The sequence below is a fragment of the Streptomyces cirratus genome (assembly GCF_014650775.1).
GTDB lineage: Bacteria > Actinomycetota > Actinomycetes > Streptomycetales > Streptomycetaceae > Streptomyces > Streptomyces cirratus.
In genome coordinates this window covers 1-19,374 of sequence record NZ_BMVP01000002.1, presented here as the reverse complement: position 1 = coordinate 19,374, position 19,374 = coordinate 1, and the positions used below count along the sequence as shown (strand labels likewise).

General features: G+C 75.0%; 17 protein-coding genes. 10 read left to right on the top strand and 7 right to left on the bottom strand.

Translation table 11 applies throughout. The annotated features are described in order from the left end of the window. Positions 1–118 precede the first annotated feature (118 nt). Complete coding sequence (locus IE207_RS05005) at positions 119–817, bottom strand: GDSL-type esterase/lipase family protein (RefSeq protein WP_190182826.1); 699 nt, start codon at positions 815–817, stop codon at positions 119–121. A gap of 76 nt (positions 818–893) precedes the next feature. Between IE207_RS05005 and IE207_RS05000 the strand changes: the two genes are divergently transcribed. Next, positions 894–1,895 carry a YncE family protein gene (locus tag IE207_RS05000; protein ID WP_190182825.1) on the top strand — a complete coding sequence of 334 codons (1,002 nt, stop codon included), beginning with the start codon at positions 894–896 and terminating at the stop codon, positions 1,893–1,895. A 63-nt stretch (positions 1,896–1,958) separates the two neighbouring features. Here the strand turns inward: IE207_RS05000 and IE207_RS04995 are convergent, their stop codons facing one another. Continuing rightward, positions 1,959–2,867, bottom strand: a complete 909-nt coding sequence (locus IE207_RS04995) for a DUF3027 domain-containing protein (RefSeq protein ID WP_190182824.1) — start codon at positions 2,865–2,867, stop codon at positions 1,959–1,961. 343 nt (positions 2,868–3,210) lie between these two features. Here IE207_RS04995 and IE207_RS04990 point away from each other — a divergent pair, with 343 nt between their 5' ends. The 4 genes from IE207_RS04990 (at position 3,211) to IE207_RS04975 (ending at position 6,978) form a co-directional block, all read left to right on the top strand. Further along, the gene (locus IE207_RS04990; protein WP_190182823.1) at positions 3,211–4,572 is read left to right on the top strand and encodes an MFS transporter; all 1,362 of its coding nucleotides are present in this window, start codon (positions 3,211–3,213) and stop codon (positions 4,570–4,572) included. A 301-nt stretch (positions 4,573–4,873) separates the two neighbouring features. Further along, positions 4,874–5,371 carry a DUF2771 domain-containing protein gene (locus IE207_RS04985; RefSeq protein WP_190182822.1) on the top strand — a complete coding sequence of 166 codons (498 nt, stop codon included), beginning with the start codon at positions 4,874–4,876 and terminating at the stop codon, positions 5,369–5,371. Between the two features lie 7 nt (positions 5,372–5,378). Next, positions 5,379–6,107 (top strand): futalosine hydrolase, encoded by a 729-nt coding sequence (locus IE207_RS04980; RefSeq protein ID WP_190182821.1) that lies wholly within the window; start codon positions 5,379–5,381, stop codon positions 6,105–6,107. Next, complete coding sequence (locus IE207_RS04975; RefSeq protein WP_190182820.1) at positions 6,091–6,978, top strand: 1,4-dihydroxy-6-naphtoate synthase; 888 nt, start codon at positions 6,091–6,093, stop codon at positions 6,976–6,978. Before IE207_RS04980 ends, IE207_RS04975 begins: the two co-directional genes overlap by 17 nt. 59 nt (positions 6,979–7,037) lie before the next feature. Here the strand turns inward: IE207_RS04975 and IE207_RS33930 are convergent, their stop codons facing one another. Continuing rightward, positions 7,038–7,421: a cold-shock protein gene (locus IE207_RS33930; RefSeq protein ID WP_030961842.1), complete on the bottom strand. Its 384-nt coding sequence runs from the start codon at positions 7,419–7,421 to the stop codon at positions 7,038–7,040. Between the two features lie 175 nt (positions 7,422–7,596). Here IE207_RS33930 and IE207_RS04965 point away from each other — a divergent pair, with 175 nt between their 5' ends. Next, entirely contained in the window at positions 7,597–7,866 is a 270-nt protein-coding gene (locus IE207_RS04965) for a hypothetical protein (protein ID WP_190182819.1), read from the top strand. A gap of 11 nt (positions 7,867–7,877) precedes the next feature. Here IE207_RS04965 and IE207_RS04960 read toward each other — a convergent pair whose 3' ends face one another. Both IE207_RS04960 and IE207_RS04955 read right to left on the bottom strand, forming a co-directional pair. Further along, complete coding sequence (locus IE207_RS04960) at positions 7,878–8,540, bottom strand: HAD family hydrolase (RefSeq protein WP_373304670.1); 663 nt, start codon at positions 8,538–8,540, stop codon at positions 7,878–7,880. A gap of 965 nt (positions 8,541–9,505) precedes the next feature. Further along, positions 9,506–10,486 carry a hypothetical protein gene (locus IE207_RS04955; RefSeq protein ID WP_190182817.1) on the bottom strand — a complete coding sequence of 327 codons (981 nt, stop codon included), beginning with the start codon at positions 10,484–10,486 and terminating at the stop codon, positions 9,506–9,508. 97 nt (positions 10,487–10,583) lie between these two features. On the opposite strand from IE207_RS04955, the gene IE207_RS04950 reads away from it, so the two are divergent. The 3 genes from IE207_RS04950 to IE207_RS04940 all read left to right on the top strand — a co-directional run bounded on the left by IE207_RS04950 (position 10,584) and on the right by IE207_RS04940 (position 15,608). Further along, positions 10,584–13,109: a helicase C-terminal domain-containing protein gene (locus tag IE207_RS04950; protein WP_190182816.1), complete on the top strand. Its 2,526-nt coding sequence runs from the start codon at positions 10,584–10,586 to the stop codon at positions 13,107–13,109. Positions 13,110–13,262: 153 nt separating this feature from the next. Then, a complete protein-coding gene (locus IE207_RS04945; protein ID WP_190182815.1) occupies positions 13,263–13,853 on the top strand; it encodes a DUF4291 domain-containing protein in 591 nt (196 codons plus the stop codon). Positions 13,854–13,964: 111 nt separating this feature from the next. Continuing rightward, positions 13,965–15,608 (top strand): DNA repair helicase XPB, encoded by a 1,644-nt coding sequence (locus tag IE207_RS04940; RefSeq protein WP_190182814.1) that lies wholly within the window; start codon positions 13,965–13,967, stop codon positions 15,606–15,608. Here IE207_RS04940 and IE207_RS04935 read toward each other — a convergent pair. After that, complete coding sequence (locus IE207_RS04935) at positions 15,566–16,330, bottom strand: glycosyltransferase family 87 protein (protein ID WP_190182813.1); 765 nt, start codon at positions 16,328–16,330, stop codon at positions 15,566–15,568. The genes IE207_RS04940 and IE207_RS04935 overlap by 43 nt on opposite strands. Positions 16,331–16,494: 164 nt before the next feature. Continuing rightward, the gene (locus IE207_RS04930) at positions 16,495–16,680 is read right to left on the bottom strand and encodes a hypothetical protein (RefSeq protein WP_190182812.1); all 186 of its coding nucleotides are present in this window, start codon (positions 16,678–16,680) and stop codon (positions 16,495–16,497) included. A 505-nt stretch (positions 16,681–17,185) separates the two neighbouring features. Here IE207_RS04930 and IE207_RS04925 point away from each other — a divergent pair. Continuing rightward, a complete protein-coding gene (locus tag IE207_RS04925; protein ID WP_373304669.1) occupies positions 17,186–19,285 on the top strand; it encodes a HelD family protein in 2,100 nt (699 codons plus the stop codon). Positions 19,286–19,374 lie beyond the last annotated feature (89 nt).

Here is a 19,374-nt window from a genome sequence, read left to right as displayed (position 1 = left end):
AGGCTGGGTGACCGGCCGGTGAGCCGGTGAGGCTGGGTGACCGGCCGGTGAGCCCGGTGAGGCTGGGTGACCGGCCGGAGAGCCCGGTGACCGGCCGGCCCCTGCCCGGCCGGGGCCCTCAGGCGTCCGCGTCCGCCGCCGCCCGGTAGGGACCGCCGACCGCCCACGCCTGGTGGAGGGCCGACGCGAACTCGGCCGCCAGGCGGTGTTCGCCCGAGGCGTTGGGGTGGGTGCCGTCGTACGTGTCCCGGGCCAGCTCGTAGCCCTGCGGGCGCGCGGCCAGCAGGATCGGCGAGGCGGGGGTGGACAGGTCCGCCACCGCCTTGCCGAGCAGCTCGTTGAAGTGGGCCACCTGGGCGGCGAAGGGCGCGTCGTAGTCGGCCCGGACGTTCGGTATGACGGGCAGCAGGACCATCCGGACGCCGGGGCGGGCGGCGCGGGCCCGCGCGATGAACCGGCGGACGTTGACGGCGGTCTGCGGCGCGTCCGTGTAGAAGCCGAGGTCTATCAGCCCGAGCGAGACGAGCAGCACGTCCGGCTCGGCCGCGGTGGCCGCCGGCCCGATCAGCGGGGCCATGTGCTGCCAGCCCTCGCCCCAGCCGGCCAGGTGCCGACGGGCGTCCTCCGGGAACTCGGGGTCGGCGTAGGCGTGGCTGACGGGAGCGTCGGCGGCCGCGTCGTACAGCGCGCTGCGCGGGCCGACGATGCGGAAGGAGTCGCCCAGGGTGGCGCACAGGTGCTGCCACATCCGGTAGCGCCAGGTGTAGTCGCCGGCGCGTCCGATGGTCATGGAATCGCCGACGAACATGAAACGCATCCGGTCATCATCGCGGATCACCGGTCCACGGCCGCTGTGATGCCCGCCACGCCCGGCGGCCTGGCAGGCTTGGGGAATGCGCCTGCTGCCGATCTTGACCGCGTTCACCGCCGCCGTCGTCCTCACCGGTTCCCCGGTGGCCGCGGCCGCCGCCACCGGAGCCGGGGCCGGGGCGTCGGACTTCACCCTCCAGGACCCGCGCATCAAGGAGTCCAGCGGGCTCGCGGCCAGCCGCATCCACCCGGGCGTCTACTGGACGCACAACGACAGCGACGACGGCCCGTTCGTGTACGCCGTCGATTCCGCGACGGGCCGGACGGTGGCGCGGGTGACGCTGACGGGCATCGGGCGGCCGCGTGACGTCGAGGCGATCTCGCTGGGCCCGGACGGGCAGCTGTACGTCGCGGACATCGGGGACAACAGGGACGGCACCTGGGACCACGTCTGGATCTACCGCTTCCCGGAACCAAGGGAGTTGGCGGACGCGACGGTCAAGGCGGAACAGTTCACGGTGCGGTACGCGGACGGCCCGCGCAACGCGGAGGCGCTGATGGTGCATCCGGTGACGGGCAGGGTGTACATCGCGAGCAAGAACGAGCGGACGGGCGGGCTCTACGAGGGACCCGAGCGGCTGTCGGCCGACGACACCAACGTGTTCCGGCGCATCGCGGACGTGCCGTGGGTGACGGACGGGGCGTTCTCGCCGGACGGCGGCCGGCTGACGCTGCGCGGGTACTTCTTCGCGAAGACGTACCCGTGGAAGGACGGGCGGCCGCAGGGTCCGGGGGAGGCGGTGTCCGCGCCGTGGCAGGGGCAGGCGGAGTCGGTGACGTACACGGCGGACGGCTCGGCGCTGATGTTCGGCTCGGAGGGCACGAACAGCCGGGTCATCGCGGTCCCGGTCCGCCCGACGACGACGAGCACCCCGCCGCCGTCAGCCGGCCCCGTCCAGGGCGCGCCGCCCGCATCCCCGAAGCCCCGGCCGGGCTCCTTCACCAAGGGCGCCCTGACCCTCGCCCTGGCCACGGCCCTGGTCCTGGCCGGCCGCACTCTCCTCCGCCGCCGCCGCAACCGCTGATCCGGCCCCGCCGGCGCCCCCGCAGCCCCGGCCGGGGGCACATCCAGCCCCGTGGGGCACCCGTCAGGAGTGGCCCAGGTCCGCCGGCGGGAGGTCCGCCACCGGCACCGACCCCGAATCCTCGGCCGGCCGCAGCAGGAACTCGTCCGACGCCATCGAGTCCAGCACCGGCGGCGCCGGCCGCAACGGCTTCGGCATGACGGCGGCCTCCGAGTGCGCCCCGCACCCGTAGGACAGCGACACCAGCCGCCCGTCCGCCGGACTGAACTCGTTCGCGCACACCCCGAAGGCCTGCCCCAGCGAGCCGCCGATCTTGACGAGGAACCCGCACGACACGCACGACGCCGGCGCCGCCTGCGCCATCGGGGTCTTGGCCCCGAACGCCTCGTCCCAGCGGTCCGCCGCACTGTGCAGCCCGTACCGCGACAGCACCCGCGCCCGCCGCATGCCGAGCTCCTCGGCGACGGAGGCGATGGAGCCGCGCTCCGGCACCACGACCCGGTCGGTGACGTCGGCGTCCTCCGCCTCGACCAGCTCCGCCATCTCCTCGGAGACCACCGAGTTCGGCGGCGGCGCGTCCTCGCCCGTCCAGCCCGGCTCCAGCCGCAGGTCGTCGGCCTCGGTGGGCAGCAGGTCGCCGGGCCCCAGGTCACCGGGGCGAAGCCGCTCGCTCCACGGCACCCACTCGGGGGCGAGCAGCGCGTCGTCGCCCGGAAGCAGCACCGTTTCGTCGAGGGTGACGAGCTTCGCGCGGGAGGCGCGCGTCACGGTGACCGCCCACCGCCAGCCCCGGTAGGCGGGGTCCTTGCACTCGAAGAAGTGGGTGACGACCCGGTCGCCCTCGGAGACGACGGAGACATGCCCGCCCACCACTCCGGGGGCGGCGGCCTCCTCGGCCGCCGCACGGGCGAGGTCTACCGCCTCGGCACACAGGCGGTCGGGGGTACGGCTTCGCGTCGTCGCAGCACTCACAGGTCTCGTTCTCTCCTACGCCGTCTCACGAGTGCGCCGTCCGTACTGTCGTCCACAACGACCCGTCGGTCTTGTCCGTACGTAGTGCGGGCGGAGCGGACCAGAGGGCCGCGTCGACGTCCGCACCCGATCGGCCTCGGGCGCACCTACCTGCAATCCATTCTGCGGGATCGCGAAGAGGCGCGCGGCCAAGAGCAACCGCCGGTGGCGCGCTACGCACGCTACCTCCTCCGACGGCTTCGGCCCACATGCAAGGTCCGATTCGCGGACAACCCGAGACCGGCCAGGGGCCCGAAACGCGCCGGGAAGGGTCCGTGAGGGCCCAGTGGGGCACTATGGCCAGGTGACACCCGTACGGTCGTCCGCCGACGGCCCGGGACCGGCCAGGCGGGCCGGCCGGGCCGTCGGTCGTGCCCTGCACCTCCCGATCACCGGGACGGTCCGCGGGATCCGGCGGGCCACGCACGCACACGGGGCGGGCGAATCGGGGCTCGGCAAGCTCATCGAGCTGCATGCCATCAACGGCGCCGGCGACGTGATGGTCACAGTGGCTTTGGCGTCGACGGTGTTCTTCTCCGTCCCCACGGACGAGGCACGCGGCCGGGTGGCCCTGTACCTCGCCATCACCATGGCCCCCTTCACCCTGCTGGCCCCGGTGATCGGCCCGCTGCTGGACCGGCTGCCGCACGGGCGGCGGGCCGCGATGGCGAGCGCGATGCTGGCGCGGGCCGTGCTGGCGGTGATGATGTCGGGCGCGGTGGCCACGGGCGGACTGGAGCTGTATCCGGCGGCGCTGGGCGTCCTGGTCGCGTCCAAGGCGTACGGAGTCGTCCGCAGCGCGGTGGTACCGAGGCTGCTCCCGCCGAAGTTCTCACTCGTCAAGGCGAACTCCCGGGTCACGCTGGCCGGGCTGCTGGCCACCGGCGCGGCGGCGCCGGTGGGTGCCGGGCTCCAGGCGATCGGCCCGCCATGGCCGCTGTACGGAGCGTGCGCGATCTTTCTCTGGGGGACCGTCGCGGCGTTCACGCTGCCGCACAAGGTGGACGAGGCGAAGGGGGAGCGGCGGGCGCGGCTCTCCACCCACCAGGCGCACTCGCGCAAGCCGGGGCTGCGGACGATCAGCCGGCCGGTGCTGTGCGGGCTGCTCGCGAACGCGTCGATGCGGGTGCTGTCGGGGTTCCTGATCTTCTTCCTGGCGTTCCTGCTGCGCGAGCACCCTCTGGCGGGGCAAAGCGCGGCGGTGTCGCTGGGCATCGTCGGCGTGGCGGCGGGCGTCGGCAACGCGGGCGGTACGGCGGTGGGCGCGTGGCTGCGGGCGCGGGCTCCGGAGACCATCATCGCGGCGGTGCTGTCGGTGACCCTCGGGGTCGCGGTGCTGGCGGCGGTGTTCTTCAGCGGGTTGCTCGTGGCGGTGCTGGGCGCCACGGCGGGCTTCTGCCAGGCACTCGCGAAGCTCTCCCTGGACGCGATGATCCAGCGGGACGTCCCGGAGGCGGTGCGCACGTCGGCCTTCGCCCGCTCGGAGACGCTGCTCCAGATGGCGTGGGTCGTGGGCGGCGGAATAGGCATCGTGCTGCCGCTGAACGGCGTACTGGGCATGTCGGTGGCGGCGGCCGTCGTGGCCACGGGCACCACCCTTGCCCTCCGCGGCCGCCTCGCCACCACCGCCCACCACCCGGGCTCCTCCCGCCCCCGCGTGGCCTGAGGGCCCCTGTCCCCCTCCACCGCCATCCCGGGCGCGGACCCGGGGCCCAACCCCGCCGGGGCGGCGAATCCAGCCCCGCCGACGCTTGAGGGGCGGCGTCCGGGATCCCAACCCAGCCCGGGCGGCAAAACCAGCCCCGCCGGCGCTTGAGGCGCGGGAGCCGGGGCGGAGCCCCGGGAGGCCGGCGCGGCCGGGGGCGCGCAGCGCCCGCGGCCGGGGGCGCGCAGGGCAGCGACGCCGCAGCCACGCCTGAGCACCCCCGTGCGGCGGCTCAGCCAACCGGCCCGATAGCCTTCGGCTCATGACCGCACCGCTTATCCCGGGTAGGGCCCGCCGCAGCGTCGCGGCCCTCGGAGCCGTGTCCGCCGGCCTCCTCCTCGTCTCGGCCTGCGACAACGCCAAGCCGACCCCCCTCACCACCGTGACCATCGGCAGCTCGACGGTGTCCTCCCAGGCGGCCTGCCGGCCCGCCAAGGGCGAGGACCTCTCCATCGAGAAGGTCCAGGCCTGCCTCGCCAACGTCAAGGACGCCAAGACCATCGAGTACGGCCGCGGCGACACGCTGCGCCTGGGCGTCGAGCCCGCCGTGGTCGAGGACGACAAGAAGTGGCAGGCGGTCCTCGACGGACAGCCGATCACCGAGCCCTCCGCGAACACCTACCGCAGCTTCGCGGGCGCCGACGTCTTCGCCACCGGCGGCCAGGGCGAGGCCCCCGCCTCGAAGATGCTGGGGTTCGTCCAGGTCGGCCCGGACGGCAAGCCGCTCGCCGTCTGGACCTACAAGGTCAAGCTCAAGTAGCCGCACCGTGCGCGTGCTCATCGTGACCGCCGTGGGCGCGGAGGCAGACTCCGTGACCGCCGGTCTGACCCCTCTTCCGGATCCGGTCACGCCGGAGCCGCGCACCCTGCCCGGCGGGTATCCGCTCCACCGCCGGGACCTGCCCGGTCTCGCCGCCGACGTGCTCGTCGGCGGCGTGGGGCCGGCCGCCGCCGCGGCCGCCACGGCCACCGCGCTGGCGCTGGCCGACTACTCGCTCGTCGTCTCCGCCGGCATCGGCGGCGGGTTCGCGCCCGCCGCCCCGCCCGGCTCCCTCGTCGTCGCCGACGCCGTCGTCGCCGCCGACCTGGGGGCCGAGACACCCGACGGGTTCGTGCCGGTGGACGCGCTCGGCTTCGGCCGCAGCGTGCACCTGCCGCCCGCCGAGCTCGCCGCCCGGGCCGCCGAGGCCACCGGCGCGCTCCTCGCACCCGTCCTCACCGTCTCCACCGTCACCGGCACCGCCGCCCGGGCCGCCGAGCTCGCCGCCCGGCACCCCCTCGCCGGCGCCGAGGCCATGGAGGGCTTCGGCGTGGCGGAGGCGGCCGCCGCGCACGGGCTGCCCGTCCTGGAGGTCCGGGCGGTGTCCAATCCCGTCGGGCCCCGCGACCGGGACGCCTGGCGGATCGGGGACGCCCTGGCCGCGCTCGCCGACGGCTTCCAGGCGCTGGGACCCGTACTCGTCCACTGGGGAGAACACCATGAGCGGCAGTCCTGACACCGGCCCCACCGGCAGCGGCAGCGGCGGCGCTCCCGTCCGGATCGCCTATTCGCCGTGTCCCAACGACACCTTCGTCTTCGACGCCTGGGCGCACGGCCGGGTCCCGGGCGCGCCCGCCCTCGACGTCACCTTCGCGGACATCGACGTCACCAACGGCATGGCCGAGCGCGGCGAGCTCGACGTGCTCAAGGTCTCCTACGCCGTGCTGCCCTGGGTGCTGGAGGAGTACGCGCTGCTGCCCTGCGGCGGGGCGCTCGGGCGCGGCTGCGGCCCGCTCGTGCTCACCCGGGAGCCCGGCACGGACCTCGCGGGGAAGACGGTCGCCGTGCCGAGCGAGCGTTCAACCGCGTACCTGTTGTTCCGGCTGTGGGCGGCGGACGTGCTCCCCGCGCCGGTCGGCAAGGTGGTGGTGCTGCCGTTCCACGAGATCATGCCGGCGGTGCGCGACGGCCGGGTGGACGCCGGGCTCGTCATCCACGAGGCCCGGTTCACCTATCAGGACTACGGGTTGCACTGTCTGGCCGACATGGGCGAGCACTGGGAGTCCACCACCGGCCTGCCCATCCCCCTCGGCGCGATCATCGCCAAGCGCTCGCTGGGCGCGGACACGCTGCGGGCGCTGGCCGAGTCCGCCCGTACGTCGGTGCGGATGGCCTGGGACGACCCCGAGGCGTCCCGCCCCTACGTACGCGCCCACGCGCAGGAGCTGGATCCGGCCGTCGCCGACCAGCACATCGGGCTGTACGTCAACGAGTTCACCGCGGACCTCGGCGACAACGGGTACGCGGCCGTGCGCGGCCTGCTGACCCGGGCCGCCGCGGAGGGTCTGGTTCCCGCCATCGCACCCGACGCGCTGCGCTTCCCGTAGCCGCGAACGCCGGTGCCCCGCCCCCCGTGGGAGGGGCGGGGCACCGGCGGCGGACCACCTCAGACGTCGAGCTGGTCGGCGACCGCCCGCAGCAGCCCGGCGATCTTCGTGCCGTGCGTCTTGTCGGGGTAGCGGCCGCGCTCCAGCATCGGCGTGATGTTCTCCAGCAGGGTCGTCAGGTCCTGCACGATCGAGGCGAGCTCGTCCGGCTTGCGGCGCTGCGCGGCTGCGACGGACGGGGCCGGATCCAGCACCGTCACCGAAAGCGCCTGGTCACCGCGCTGTCCGGCGACCACGCCGAACTCCACGCGCTGGCCGGGCTTGAGGGCGTCCACCCCGGCGGGCAGCACCGACGAGTGCACGAAGACGTCCCCGCCGTCGTCGCGGGAGAGAAAGCCGAAGCCCTTCTCACTGTTGAACCACTTGACCTTGCCGGTAGGCACGTCCGTCCTCTGTTCTTGTACGTGTCGGGTCCGAAGGGCCGTGTGACGGCTCCGGACAGCAGTGCAGCGGGTCCCCTGACCCGCCACCTCCAGGCTAATGCTCAGGAAACGGGTGACAAGTCGTTACCCGGTCCTTCCCGCACCGCTGCTTCGGCCAGGGAACTACCCTGGTGGGGTGACTGTTACTCCTCACCCCGATCACGACGACGCGCCCCGGCCGGGCGACGGACTGATCCGGGCCGGCGGCATCGTGTTCATCGTCGGTGCCGTCGCCACGCTCGTGACGATGGCGCCGCTGTTCCTCGGCACCGACCCGTTCCCGTCGTACGCGTGGGCGGTGTGCATGCTGATGGGCGTCGGGTTCGCCGTGTCGGCGGCGGGCGTGGTCCGCTCCGCGGCCGCGCAGCGCAGGGCGGCCCGGGAGTCCCAGGCCGCCGCGCGCTGAGGGCCGGAGGGTCAGACCTCGCGGGTACGGACGTACTCCTCGAGCCACTCGGGCAGCTCGGTGAGGTCCGTCAGAACGACGTCGGCACCGGCCGCGAGCAGCTCGGGCTCGGGGCAGGGGCCGGTCGGCACGGACACCGACACCGCGCCGGCGGCGCGCGCCCCGCGTACGTCGCCGACGTGGTCGCCGACGTAGACCTGCGCCCCGTACTCGCGCAGGGCCTCCGCCTTGGCCTCGGCCCACAGCCAGCCGATGACGGCGTCGGGCTCGATGCCGAGGTGCTCCAGGTGCATGCGGGCGTTGGGCTCGTTCTTGGCGGTCACGACGATCGCCCGCCCGCCGAGCCCCTGCACGGCCTTGATCGCCTCACGGGCGCCGGGCATCGCGGGGGTGGAGTGGATGGCGTGCGTGGCGTAGATCTCGCGGTACCGGTCGACCATCGCCGGGATCTGCTCCTCGGGGAACCACCGGGCGATCTCCTCCTCCAGCGGCGGCCCGAGCCGGGTGACGGCCTCGTCGGCGTCGATGAAGGTGCCGGTCTCCGCGGAAAGCGCCAGGTAGTTGGCTCTGATGCCGGGGCGGGAGTCGATGAGAGTCATGTCGAGGTCGAAACCGACCGTCAACGGCGGGACGGGGGGTGCGGTGGGGGGCGTCTCGGAACTCATGGCAGCCATTGTGCCGAGACCGGTCAGACGGGAGGGAACACGGCCTTGGCCCCGGCTGACCGGGGGATGAAATATGCGTACTTGTCACACCGGAACCCCCCTCCCGCTATAGGCCCCCTCAAGCGATCCATGACGCCGTATCGAACCAACCGGAAACCCCACCACCACTTCCCGGCCGTTAAGTCCGAAATCCACCGCCGTGCGGTGCTCTCTTCTCAACCCGGCCCGACCTGAAAACGACTGCCCGGGACGCCCCAGCGCCATCCGCCCGGCGGGGCACCTCCCGGCGGTAGCCGGGAGGTAGAGGCACGGGCCCGCACATCCAGCCCCGCCGGGGCACCTCCCGGCGGTAGCCGGGAGGTAGAGGCACGGGCCCGCACATCCAGCCCCGCGGGGACACCTCCCGGCGGCAGCCGAGGCAGGGGTCCGGGGCGGAGCCCCGGGAGGGCCGACGCGGCCGGGGTTGGGCAAACCCCGCCCCGTGGGGCACCTGCCGGCGGTAGCCGGGGGAGTTCGGAGCGGCGTACGGGTGCACTCCCCGCGGAGCAGCCCCGGGCTCCGGGCAGAATGCGGCCTCCGCCGCGCCCGGGACGGCCTCGGGCCCCGGCACATCCAGCCCCCTGGGGCACCTCCCGGCGGTAGCCGGGGCGCGGGGGCCGGGGCGGGGGGGCGGGGCGCGGGGGGCGGGGCGGGCCCGCACATCCAGCCCCGTGGGGCACCTCCCAGCGGTGGCCGGGGGAGTTCGAGGCGCGGGCCCGCAAACCCAGCCCCCCCCTGGGGCACCTCCCAGCGGTGGCCGGGGGAGTTCGAGGCGCGGGCCCGCAAACCCAGCCCCCCCCTGGGGCACCTCCCGGGCGGTAGCCGGGGCGCGGGGGGCGGGGCGGGGCCCCGGGAAGGGCGGTGCGGCCGGGGCCGCTTCGTGGGGCGGCGCCGCGGCGAACCGGCCGACGGTGCGACGGGATCGCGGACCAGACTCAGGACCGGCGCGAGCGCCACGCCACGTACGCCGCCGCCACCACGCCGGACACCCGCGCCAGCACCGGCCACATGTCCTGGAACACCGCCCCCAGCTCCTGGTCCCCCAACGCCTCGCCCCACCGCCCGGTGTGCCGCCCCCACAGCCACACCACCGCCCCCGCGAACACCACCCCCGGCACTCCGAACACCACCGCCTTGCGCTCCGCCGGCCCCAGCACCCGGGACGCGTACGCCAGCAGGAAGCCGGCCGCCAGGACCAGCCAGTACCCCGACACCGCCCCCGCGACCAGCACCACCGCCGCCAGCAGCAGGAACGCGTTCGGCTTCGGCCGGGGAGCCGCCACCGCCACCGCCGCCGGCGGCGCAACCGGCACCGCCTCCCGCCGCCGCTCCCGCAGGGCCCGTACCACCACCCGCACCCGGGACGACGAACCCGGGGCCGCCGCCTTGGCGACAGGGGCCGCCCCGGCCTCCTCGTCCTCGTCCTCCCCGAACCGGTCCGGGAGCTCGATCCCCCCGGCGAACCCCTCCACCTGCGGCCCCGCCCCGTACCCGCTCGGCCCGAGCCGCCACCAGTCCGGCTCGCCGCCGTCGCCCTCGTCGCCGAGCTCGTCCAGCCCGGCCAGGTGCGGCGGCACGTTCTCCGCCGGCCGCGGCTCCGGCGCCCGCTTGCGCCGCACGCCCCGCTGCTCCGGCACGGACGGCACCGGCGGCACCGGCGACACAGACGGCACGTCCGGCGAAGCCGACACCCCCGCCGCCCCCGCCAGCACCTCCTCCGGCGTACCGATCCGCTCCAGGATCCTGCGCACCGCCGCCGGCGTCTCCGGCTCGTACTTGGCGCGCCGCCGGTCGATCTCGTCCCGCAGCCCCGCCACCAGCCGCATCCGGTCCCCCGACGACAGCTGCCTGCGCTGCGCCAAGTCCCCGACCCTGCTCAGGTATTCGTAGACCAGCTGGTCACTCTCGATCCCCACGCCCCGCCTCCTCCCGTCCCGCCTGCCCCGAAGGTAGCGCGTACGCCGTGGAGCCGCTGGCGGCGCAACGGAGACCGCAGCGGATACCGTTGACCGGATGGGGACCGGCCGACGGACCGGCCGACGCGACCAGGAGGCGACCGTGCCCGACCCAAGCACCGCGGAGCCAAGCACCGCCCAGGCCCGCACGGCGGAAGCCCGCGCCACCGCGGCCACCGCCCCGCGCTCCCTCGCCGAGGCGCTCCGCGCCCGCGACGACGTGGCCCTCGCCGCACTGCTGCACGCCCGCCCGGACCTGCTGACCCCGGTGCCCGGCGACGTCACCCAGCTCGCCACCCGCGCCGGGACCCGCGCCTCCGTGGTCCGCGCCCTGGACCGCCTCGACCGCTTCGCCCTCCAGACGGCCGAGGCCCTCGCGGTGGCCCCGGACCCCTGCCCGTACCCGGTGCTGGAGTCGCTGCTGGCCGGCGACACCGGCAGCTCCGGCGAGGACAACGGTGCCCGCGCCGCCCTCCCCCGCGCCCTCGGCACCCTGCGCGACCAGGCCCTGGTGTGGGGGGACGACGACCGGCTCCGCCTGGTCCGCACCGCCCGCGAACTGCTCTCCCCGTCACCGGCCCGCCCCTCCCCCACCGGCCTCGGCCCCACCGTCGCCGAAGCCACCTCCGGGATGTCCCCGACCCGCGTCCAGGAGATCGTGGCGACCGCCGGGCTGCCCGCCACCCACGACCCCGTCTCCGCCGTGTCCGCGCTGACAGCCCTGTTCACCGACCCCGAGCGGATGTCGGCGCTGCTGGACCAGGCCCCGGCGGAGGCCCACCAGGTGCTGGGGCGGCTGGTGTGGGGGCCGCCGTACGGGGAGGTGACCCCCGATCCGACGCCGCCGGTGCGCTGGCTGCGCGACCGGGGCCTGCTGCTGCCCGCCTCGGCGCGCACCGTCGTACTGCCCCGCGAGGTGGCGCTGTACCTGCGCGGCGGCCTCGCGCACCGGGTGACGGAGCCGGTCGCGCCCCCCGTACGGCTGCACCGCGAGCACCGTCCACAGCTTGTGGACGCGAACGCGGCGGGCCAGGCGCTGGCGGCGCTGTCGACCGTGGAGGAGCTGGTCAAGTCCTGGGAGCACACCGGTCCCCCGGTGCTGCGGGCCGGCGGTCTGTCCGTACGGGACCTCAAGCGGACGGCGGCGACGCTGGACACCACCGAGCAGTCGGCGGCGTTCTGGGCCGAACTCGCCTACGCCGCCGGGCTGGTGGCCGGTGACGCCGAGGCCGACGAGCGCTACGCGCCCACCCCGGCCTTCGACGGGTGGCTCGAACTGCCGCCCGCCGAGCGCTGGTCGGCGCTGGTACGGGCGTGGCTGCCGGCGACCCGCACGGCCGGGCTGGTCGGCGAACAGGACAGCAAGGGGCGTACGTTGTCGGCGCTCGGCCCGGAGCTGGACCGCTCCGCCGCGGCCGAGGTCCGCCACCGGGTCCTCGGGCTCCTCGCCGAACTGCCGGAGGGCGGATCGCCGGAGCCGGACGCGCTGCTGGCCCGGCTGGCGTGGGAGCGCCCGCCGCGCGGCACGAGCGACCTGCGGGCCCGCCTCGCGCGGTGGACGCTGACCGAGGCCGAGGTCCTCGGCGTCACCGGCCGGGGCGCGCTCAGCGCGTTCGGCCGCGCCCTGCTGGAGGGCCGCGACCCGGCGCCGGTGCTCGCCCCGCAGCTGCCGGAACCGGTGGACCACGTCCTGTTGCAGGCGGACCTGACGGCCGTCGCGCCCGGCCCGCTGCGGCGGCCGCTCGGCGACACCCTGGCGGTGCTCGCGGAGGTGGAGTCAAAGGGCGGTGCGACGGTGTACCGCTTCACTCCGGGCTCGGTACGCCGGGCCCTGGACGCCGGGCACACCGCCGTCGACCTGCACGCCTTCCTCGCGGAGCACAGCCGTACCCCGGTGCCGCAGCCGCTGTCGTACCTCATCGACGACGTGGCCCGGCGCCACGGGCACCTGCGGGTCGGCGCCGCCTCCTCGTACCTGCGCTGCGACGACGACGGCATGCTGAACGAGATCCTGGCCGACAAGCGCTCCGCGGGGCTCGGGCTGCGGAGGCTCGCGCCGACCGTGCTGGCCGCGCAGGCCGAACCGGGGGCCCTGCTCGACGGGCTGCGGGCGATGGGCTACGCGCCGGCCGCGGAGTCCCGTACGGGCGACGTGCTGGTGGCCCGGGCGGACGCGCACCGTTCCCCGGCGCGGTCTGCGCCCGCGCCGGTGCCGGACGGCCCGCCGGTACCGGACGCGACCCTGCTCGGGGCGGCCGTACGGGCGATCCGCGCGGGCGACCTGGCGGCGACGGCGGTGCGCAAGGACCCCGCCGCCACCCCCTCGGGCGGCAGCGGCCCCGGCGACCTCCCGCGCACGAGCGCGGCGGAGACCCTGGCGACGGTGCAGGCGGCCGCGCTGACCGGCTCGGCGGTGTGGATCGGGTACGTGAACGCGGAAGGCGCGGCGAGCCAGCGGGTCATCGCCCCGGTCCGGGTGGAGGGCGGCTTCGTCACCGGCTACGACCACACGGCGGACGAGGTCCGCACCTTCGCCCTCCACCGCATCACGGGCGTCGCGGAACTCGCGGAGGACCAGGTCTAGGGCGTCGCGGCGACGCGGCGGGATGCGGTGCCGGGCGTTTTGGCAACGCGGCGGGGTGCGGTGCCGGGCGTCGCGGGCCGGGGGGCGCTCCCGGGCCCGCGACGCCGGTAAAACCGCTGGCCCGGCGGCCCCGGGCACCCGCACCCTAGGGGCATGTCCGCCCAGCCCGCCCGCGCTGTCCGCGCCGCCCACACCGCTTCCACGATCACCGTCTACCAGGCGTACGCGCCCGCCCTGGGGCTCGCGGCGGCCCGTGACGGGCGGTTCCCGGCGGCCTGGAAGCGCGAGCGGATGACCTGGATCAAGCCCTCGTTCCTGTGGATGATGTACCGCTGCGGCTGGGCCACCAAGGCCGGCCAGGAGACGGTGCTGGCCGTCGAGATCACCCGCGAGGGCTTCGACCGGGCTCTGGCCGGGGCCTGCCTGTCCCACTTCGAACCCCGCACCCACGTCGACCGCGCGGCCTGGCGGGACGCCCTGTCCCGCTCGGCGGCCCGCGTGCAGTGGGACCCCGAACGCGACCTGCATCTGAACCCGCTGCCGTACCGCTCCCTCCAGCTGGGACTGTCGGGCCCGGTCTCCCGCGCCTACGCCGACACCTGGACGGTCTCCATCCGCGACGTCACCCCGCTCGCGCGGGAGATCCACGCCCTGCTCCGCTCCGGGCGCCCGGACGCCGCCCGCGCCCTCCTCCCCGCCGAGACCCCGTACCCCGCCGGCCCCCTGCCCCACCTGGGCGCGTAGTCCTCCTCACTCGGCGGCCCGCGAACCGCCCCGACCGCGCGGCGATACGGCAGACTGGAGGTTTGGCCGTCCGCGCCCGGGCGGCCGACCCCACGCCGGAAAGGGACGCGTGTGAACGGGCCTCTCATCGTCCAGAGCGACAAAACCCTCCTTCTCGAGGTCGACCACGAGCTGGCCGGCGCCGCGCGGCGGGCCATCGCGCCCTTCGCCGAGCTGGAGCGGGCGCCCGAGCACATCCACACCTACCGGATCACCCCGCTCGGGCTGTGGAACGCCCGCGCCGCCGGGCACGACGCCGAGCAGGTGGTGGACGCGCTCGTCGAGTTCTCCCGCTATCCGGTGCCGCACGCGCTGCTCGTGGACGTCGCCGAGACCATGGCGCGCTACGGGCGGCTGACCCTGTCCAAGCACCCCGTCCACGGGCTGGTGCTGACCAGCACCGACCGGCCCGTGCTGGAGGAGATCCTGCGGTCCAAGCGGATCACCCCCCTGGTCGGGGCCCGGCTCGACCCGGACACCGTGGCCGTGCACCCCTCCGAGCGCGGCCAGATCAAGCAGACCCTGCTCAAGCTGGGCTGGCCGGCCGAGGACCTCGCCGGGTACGTCGACGGCGAGGCGCACGCCATCGACCTGGTCGAGGACGGCTGGGCGCTGCGGCCCTACCAGCAGCAGGCCGTCGAGGGGTTCTGGCACGGCGGCTCCGGCGTCGTCGTGCTGCCCTGCGGAGCCGGCAAGACGCTGGTCGGCGCGGGCGCCATGGCCATGGCGAAGGCGACCACGCTGATCCTGGTGACCAACACCGTCTCGGCCCGGCAGTGGAAGCACGAGCTGGTCAAGCGGACCTCCCTGACGGAGGAGGAGATCGGCGAGTACTCCGGCACCCGCAAGGAGATCCGGCCCGTCACCATCGCCACCTACCAGGTGCTCACGACGAAGCGGAAGGGTGTCTATCCGCACCTGGAGCTGTTCGACTCCCGGGACTGGGGCCTGATCCTCTACGACGAGGTGCACCTGCTGCCCGCGCCGGTCTTCAAGTTCACGGCCGACCTCCAGGCCCGGCGGCGGCTCGGCCTGACCGCGACCCTGGTCCGGGAGGACGGCCGCGAGTCGGACGTGTTCTCCCTGATCGGCCCCAAGCGGTTCGACGCGCCGTGGAAGGAGATCGAGGCCCAGGGCTACATCGCGCCGGCGGACTGCGTCGAGGTGCGGGTGAACCTCACCGATTCGGAGCGGCTCGCCTACGCGACCGCCGAGACGGAGGAGAAGTACCGCTACTGCGCGACGACCGCGACGAAGCGGAAGGTCACCGAGGCGCTGGTGCGCAAGCACCGGGGCGAGCAGACCCTGGTCATCGGTCAGTACATCGACCAGTTGGACGAGCTCGGCGAGCACCTCGACGCACCCGTCATCAAGGGCGAGACCTCCAACGCGCAGCGCGAGAAGCTCTTCAACGCCTTCCGCGAGGGCGAGATCAGCGTGCTGGTCGTCTCGAAGGTCGCGAACTTCTCCATCGACCTGCCGGAGGCGACCGTCGCGATCCAGGTGTCGGGCACCTTCGGCTCGCGCCAGGAGGAAGCGCAGCGTCTGGGCCGGGTCCTGCGCCCGAAGGCGGACGGACACGAGGCGCGGTTCTACTCGGTCGTCGCGCGCGACACGATCGACCAGGACTTCGCCGCGCACCGTCAGCGCTTCCTGGCGGAGCAGGGCTACGCCTACCGGATCATGGACGCCGACGAGCTGCTGGCGAGCGACTGACCCCGGGCGGCGCGCGCCAGGAACGCCAGCAGCGGGACGCACCAGACCCAAACGTGCGCCGGCTCCGGCAGCAGGGCCCGGCCACCGGCGGCGAGGTGGCGGGTCCAGAAGTCGGCGGAGGCCTGCGGGAGGACGAGCAGGCCCAGCAGGCCGGTGCCGGCGAAGGCGGCCAGTGCCGTCAGGCCGGTCCGGATCCGGCCGGTCAGCAGCAGGTACGGGATGAGGACCGCCGGGGTCAGGGTGATCCCGGCGGCGGTGCCCAGCGCGAAGCCCTTGCCGAGCGCCACGCGGGGACGGCCGAGGTCCCAGACGGCGACGCAGGCCAGCGCCAGGTTGATCTGCCCGGGCAGCGGGCTCTGGAACAGCGTCTCCACCCACAGCCCCGCGACGGTGGCGGCCAGGACGTGCCCCGGCCTGGCCCGCAGCCCCGCGAGGCGGCAGGACCACAGAGTGAGCAGGGCGAGCAGGCCCGCGCTGCCCAGGACGAGCACGGCCTTGAGGACACCGGCCGGCAGCCAGGCGGCAGGCGTGAACAGGATCGCGGCGAACGGCGGATAGGCGGTGGGCGGGCGCCACTCGGCGGCGGAGAAGCCCTGGACGAGGGCGTTGGCCATCGGGACGCGCGGGGCGATGCAGAGCACCCCCAGCGCGAGCAGCGAGCCGGTGATCAGCAGGCGGTACGGGGGCGACGGCGAGCGGGCGGGCTCGGGGCTCGGGGTCACGCGCGTGACCCTAGTGGATCAGTGGCCCCGACAGGGGACGGCAGTGGCCCGGGAGTGGATGACTGGCCGAACGCCGCCGTGATCAGGCCGGTTCGCCTCCGGCGCGGACGGTCGTGCCGGGACCCGTGGCGGTCCGGCCGGGATCCGTGCCGGTCCGGCCGGGATCAGCGGCGTATGAGGCCGGTCTCCTCGGAGTATTCACCCAGGACGACGACGCTCACGGCGGTCGCGGCGAAGACCTTGGCGGCGCGCAGGACGTTGCCGAGGCGGTGGCGGGGACGGTGGTCGGAGGTGGCGGTGGCGCCGCGAGGGCGGCCGCCCTGGATCGGGGTGCAGGTTGCGGTGCTCATGTGTCCATGGTGGCTTTCCTCCCCCGATGTCACATCGCCCCCAGGAAGGAACCCCCGGGCCTCCCGCCTCCTCCTCCGGGCGCATGCCCGCCCCTAAGGTCCTGCCTCAGGTCTGACACTCCCCCGCATGCCCCCACCCGGAGCGCCGGCCCACCACCGGCCCGGGCACCACCTCCCAGCCCGCCCCCGGGCCTGCTCCGGACTCGGTCACGTGCCCGGTCCGGCCTGCTCCGGGCCCGGCCACTGCCCCCACCCGGGCCTGCTTCGGGGCCGGACCATGCCCGGGGGCCGGGACCGGGCCGGTCGGGCGCCGGGGCGAGCGGGCGCCGTCACAAGGCCCGTAATCCATTCGCGCACCGGCCGCCCGGTGGCTACACTCGCCGCTCTTGCCGCCTCCCTCCGCCCCATCGGGAGAGCGCCCGCCGGCCGGTACCGGCGGGCACGTGTCCGTACCGCACCGCTCCCCCGGAGCGAGCTCCCGCACACCAGCCGTTGGAGGCAGTCCGTGCCCGCGCACGCCCCCGAGCCCGCCGCACCCACCCGGGCGGAAGCCGAAGCCGAGCCCGCCCACCCCCTCGCCCGCGAGCAGGCGCACCTCACCGCCTCCCGCGCCGCGCTCCGCGCGATGCGCGCGGACGTCGAGTCCCTCGACATCCGCGACGTCACCGCGAACTGGGTCAACGCGATCGTCCTCCAGGGCCAGATCGACGACCGCATCAAGGCCCTCGCCGACCTCGCCCACACCCCCCTCTTCTTCGGCCGCCTCGACTACCTCCACGCACCCGGCGCCGAACTCGCCGAGGGCGCCGAGGGCGAGATGTTCTACATCGGCCGCCGCCACGTCCACGACGCCGACGGCGACCCCATGGTCATCGACTGGCGCGCCCCCGTCTCCCAGCCCTTCTACCGCGCCTCCAAGGCCGACCCCCAAGACGTCGCCCTGCGCCGCCGCTTCGGCTACACCGGCGGCGAACTCACCGCGTACGAGGACGAGCACCTCAGCGACCCCACCGAGGGCGCGACCGTCAGCAAGCTCCTCCAGCAGGAGATCGAGCGCCCGCGCGTCGGCCCCATGCGCGACATCGTGGCGACGATCCAGCCCGAGCAGGACCGGCTGGTCCGCTCCGGCCTGTCCGGCTCCGTCTGCGTCCAGGGCGGCCCCGGCACCGGGAAGACGGCCGTCGGCCTGCACCGGGTCGCGTACCTGCTGTACGCGCACCGCGAGCGCCTCGCCCGCACCGGCACCCTCGTCATCGGGCCGAACCGTTCCTTCCTCCACTACATCGAGCAGGTCCTGCCGGCCCTGGGCGAGCTGGAGGTCAAGCAGGCCACCGTGGACGACCTCGTCGCCCGCGAAGGCCTGGAGGTACGCGCCGCGGACGCCGCCGAAACCGCCGTGGTCAAGGGCGACGCCCGGATGGCGGAGGTCCTGCGCCGCGCCGTCCGCTCGCACGTCAGCGCGCCGGTCGAGCCGCTGATGGTGGTGCGGGGGTCGCGCCGCTGGCGGGTGCCCGCGTACGAGCTGGAGGAGATCGTGTCCGAGCTCCTCGACCGGGACATCCGCTACGGCGCCGCGCGCGACGCGCTGCCGCAGCGGATCGCGCACACCGTCCTCGTCCGCATGGAGCAGGCGGGCGAGGCCCCCGACGACCGGGTGCAGGACGCGGTGGCCCGCAACGCGGCGGTCAAGGCGGCGGTACGGGAGATCTGGCCGCCTGTGGAGCCGGCGAAGCTGGTGCTGCGGCTGCTGTCGGACGCGGAGTTCCTCGCCGCGCACGCGGACGGCATCCTCGACGACGACGAGCAGAAGCTGCTGCTGTGGCCCAAGCCGTTCCGCAGCGTGAAGTCGGCGAAGTGGACGGCCGCGGACCTGGTCCTGATCGACGAGGCGGCGGACCTGGTGGAGCGCACGCACTCGCTGGGCCACGTCGTGCTCGACGAGGCGCAGGACCTTTCGCCGATGCAGTACCGGGCGGTGGGGCGGCGTTGCACGACGGGCTCGGCGACCGTGCTCGGGGACCTCGCGCAGGGCACCACGCCGTGGGCCACGCGCAGTTGGGACGAGGCGCTGACGCACCTGGGCAAGCCGGCGGCGGTGCTGGAGGAGCTGACGGCCGGGTTCCGCGTACCGCGCGAGGTGATCGCGTACGCGTCGCGGCTGCTGCCGGTGATCTCGCCGGGGCTGGCGGCGGTGTCGTCGGTCCGCGAGACGCCGGGCTCGCTGGTCGTGTCGGAGGTGGTGGCGGCGGAGCTGACGGCCGCGGTGGTCGCGGCGTGCGGGGAGTCCCTGCGGTACGAGGGCTCGATCGGCCTGATCGCGGCGGACGCCCGGATCCCGGAACTGGCGCGGGCCCTGGAGACCACGGGGCTGCCGTACCTGGCGCCGGGCGAGGAGACGACGGAGCGGGCCCGGCTGACGCTGGTGCCGGCCTCGCTGGCGAAGGGCCTGGAGTACGACTACGTCGTGCTGGACGAGCCGGCGGCGGTCGTCTCGGGCGAACCGGACGAACGCACCGGCCTGCGCCGGCTCTACGTCTGCCTCACCCGAGCCGTCTCCGGCCTCCACCTCCTCCACGCGGCCCCCCTCCCGGAAGCCCTGGCCTGACGCGCCCGGCGGCCCCCCGCCCGGCGGCCCTAGTGCTGTGACCGGGAAGGTTCGCCGGGTTGCTTGTTGTGCTGGTTGGTAATGCTTTC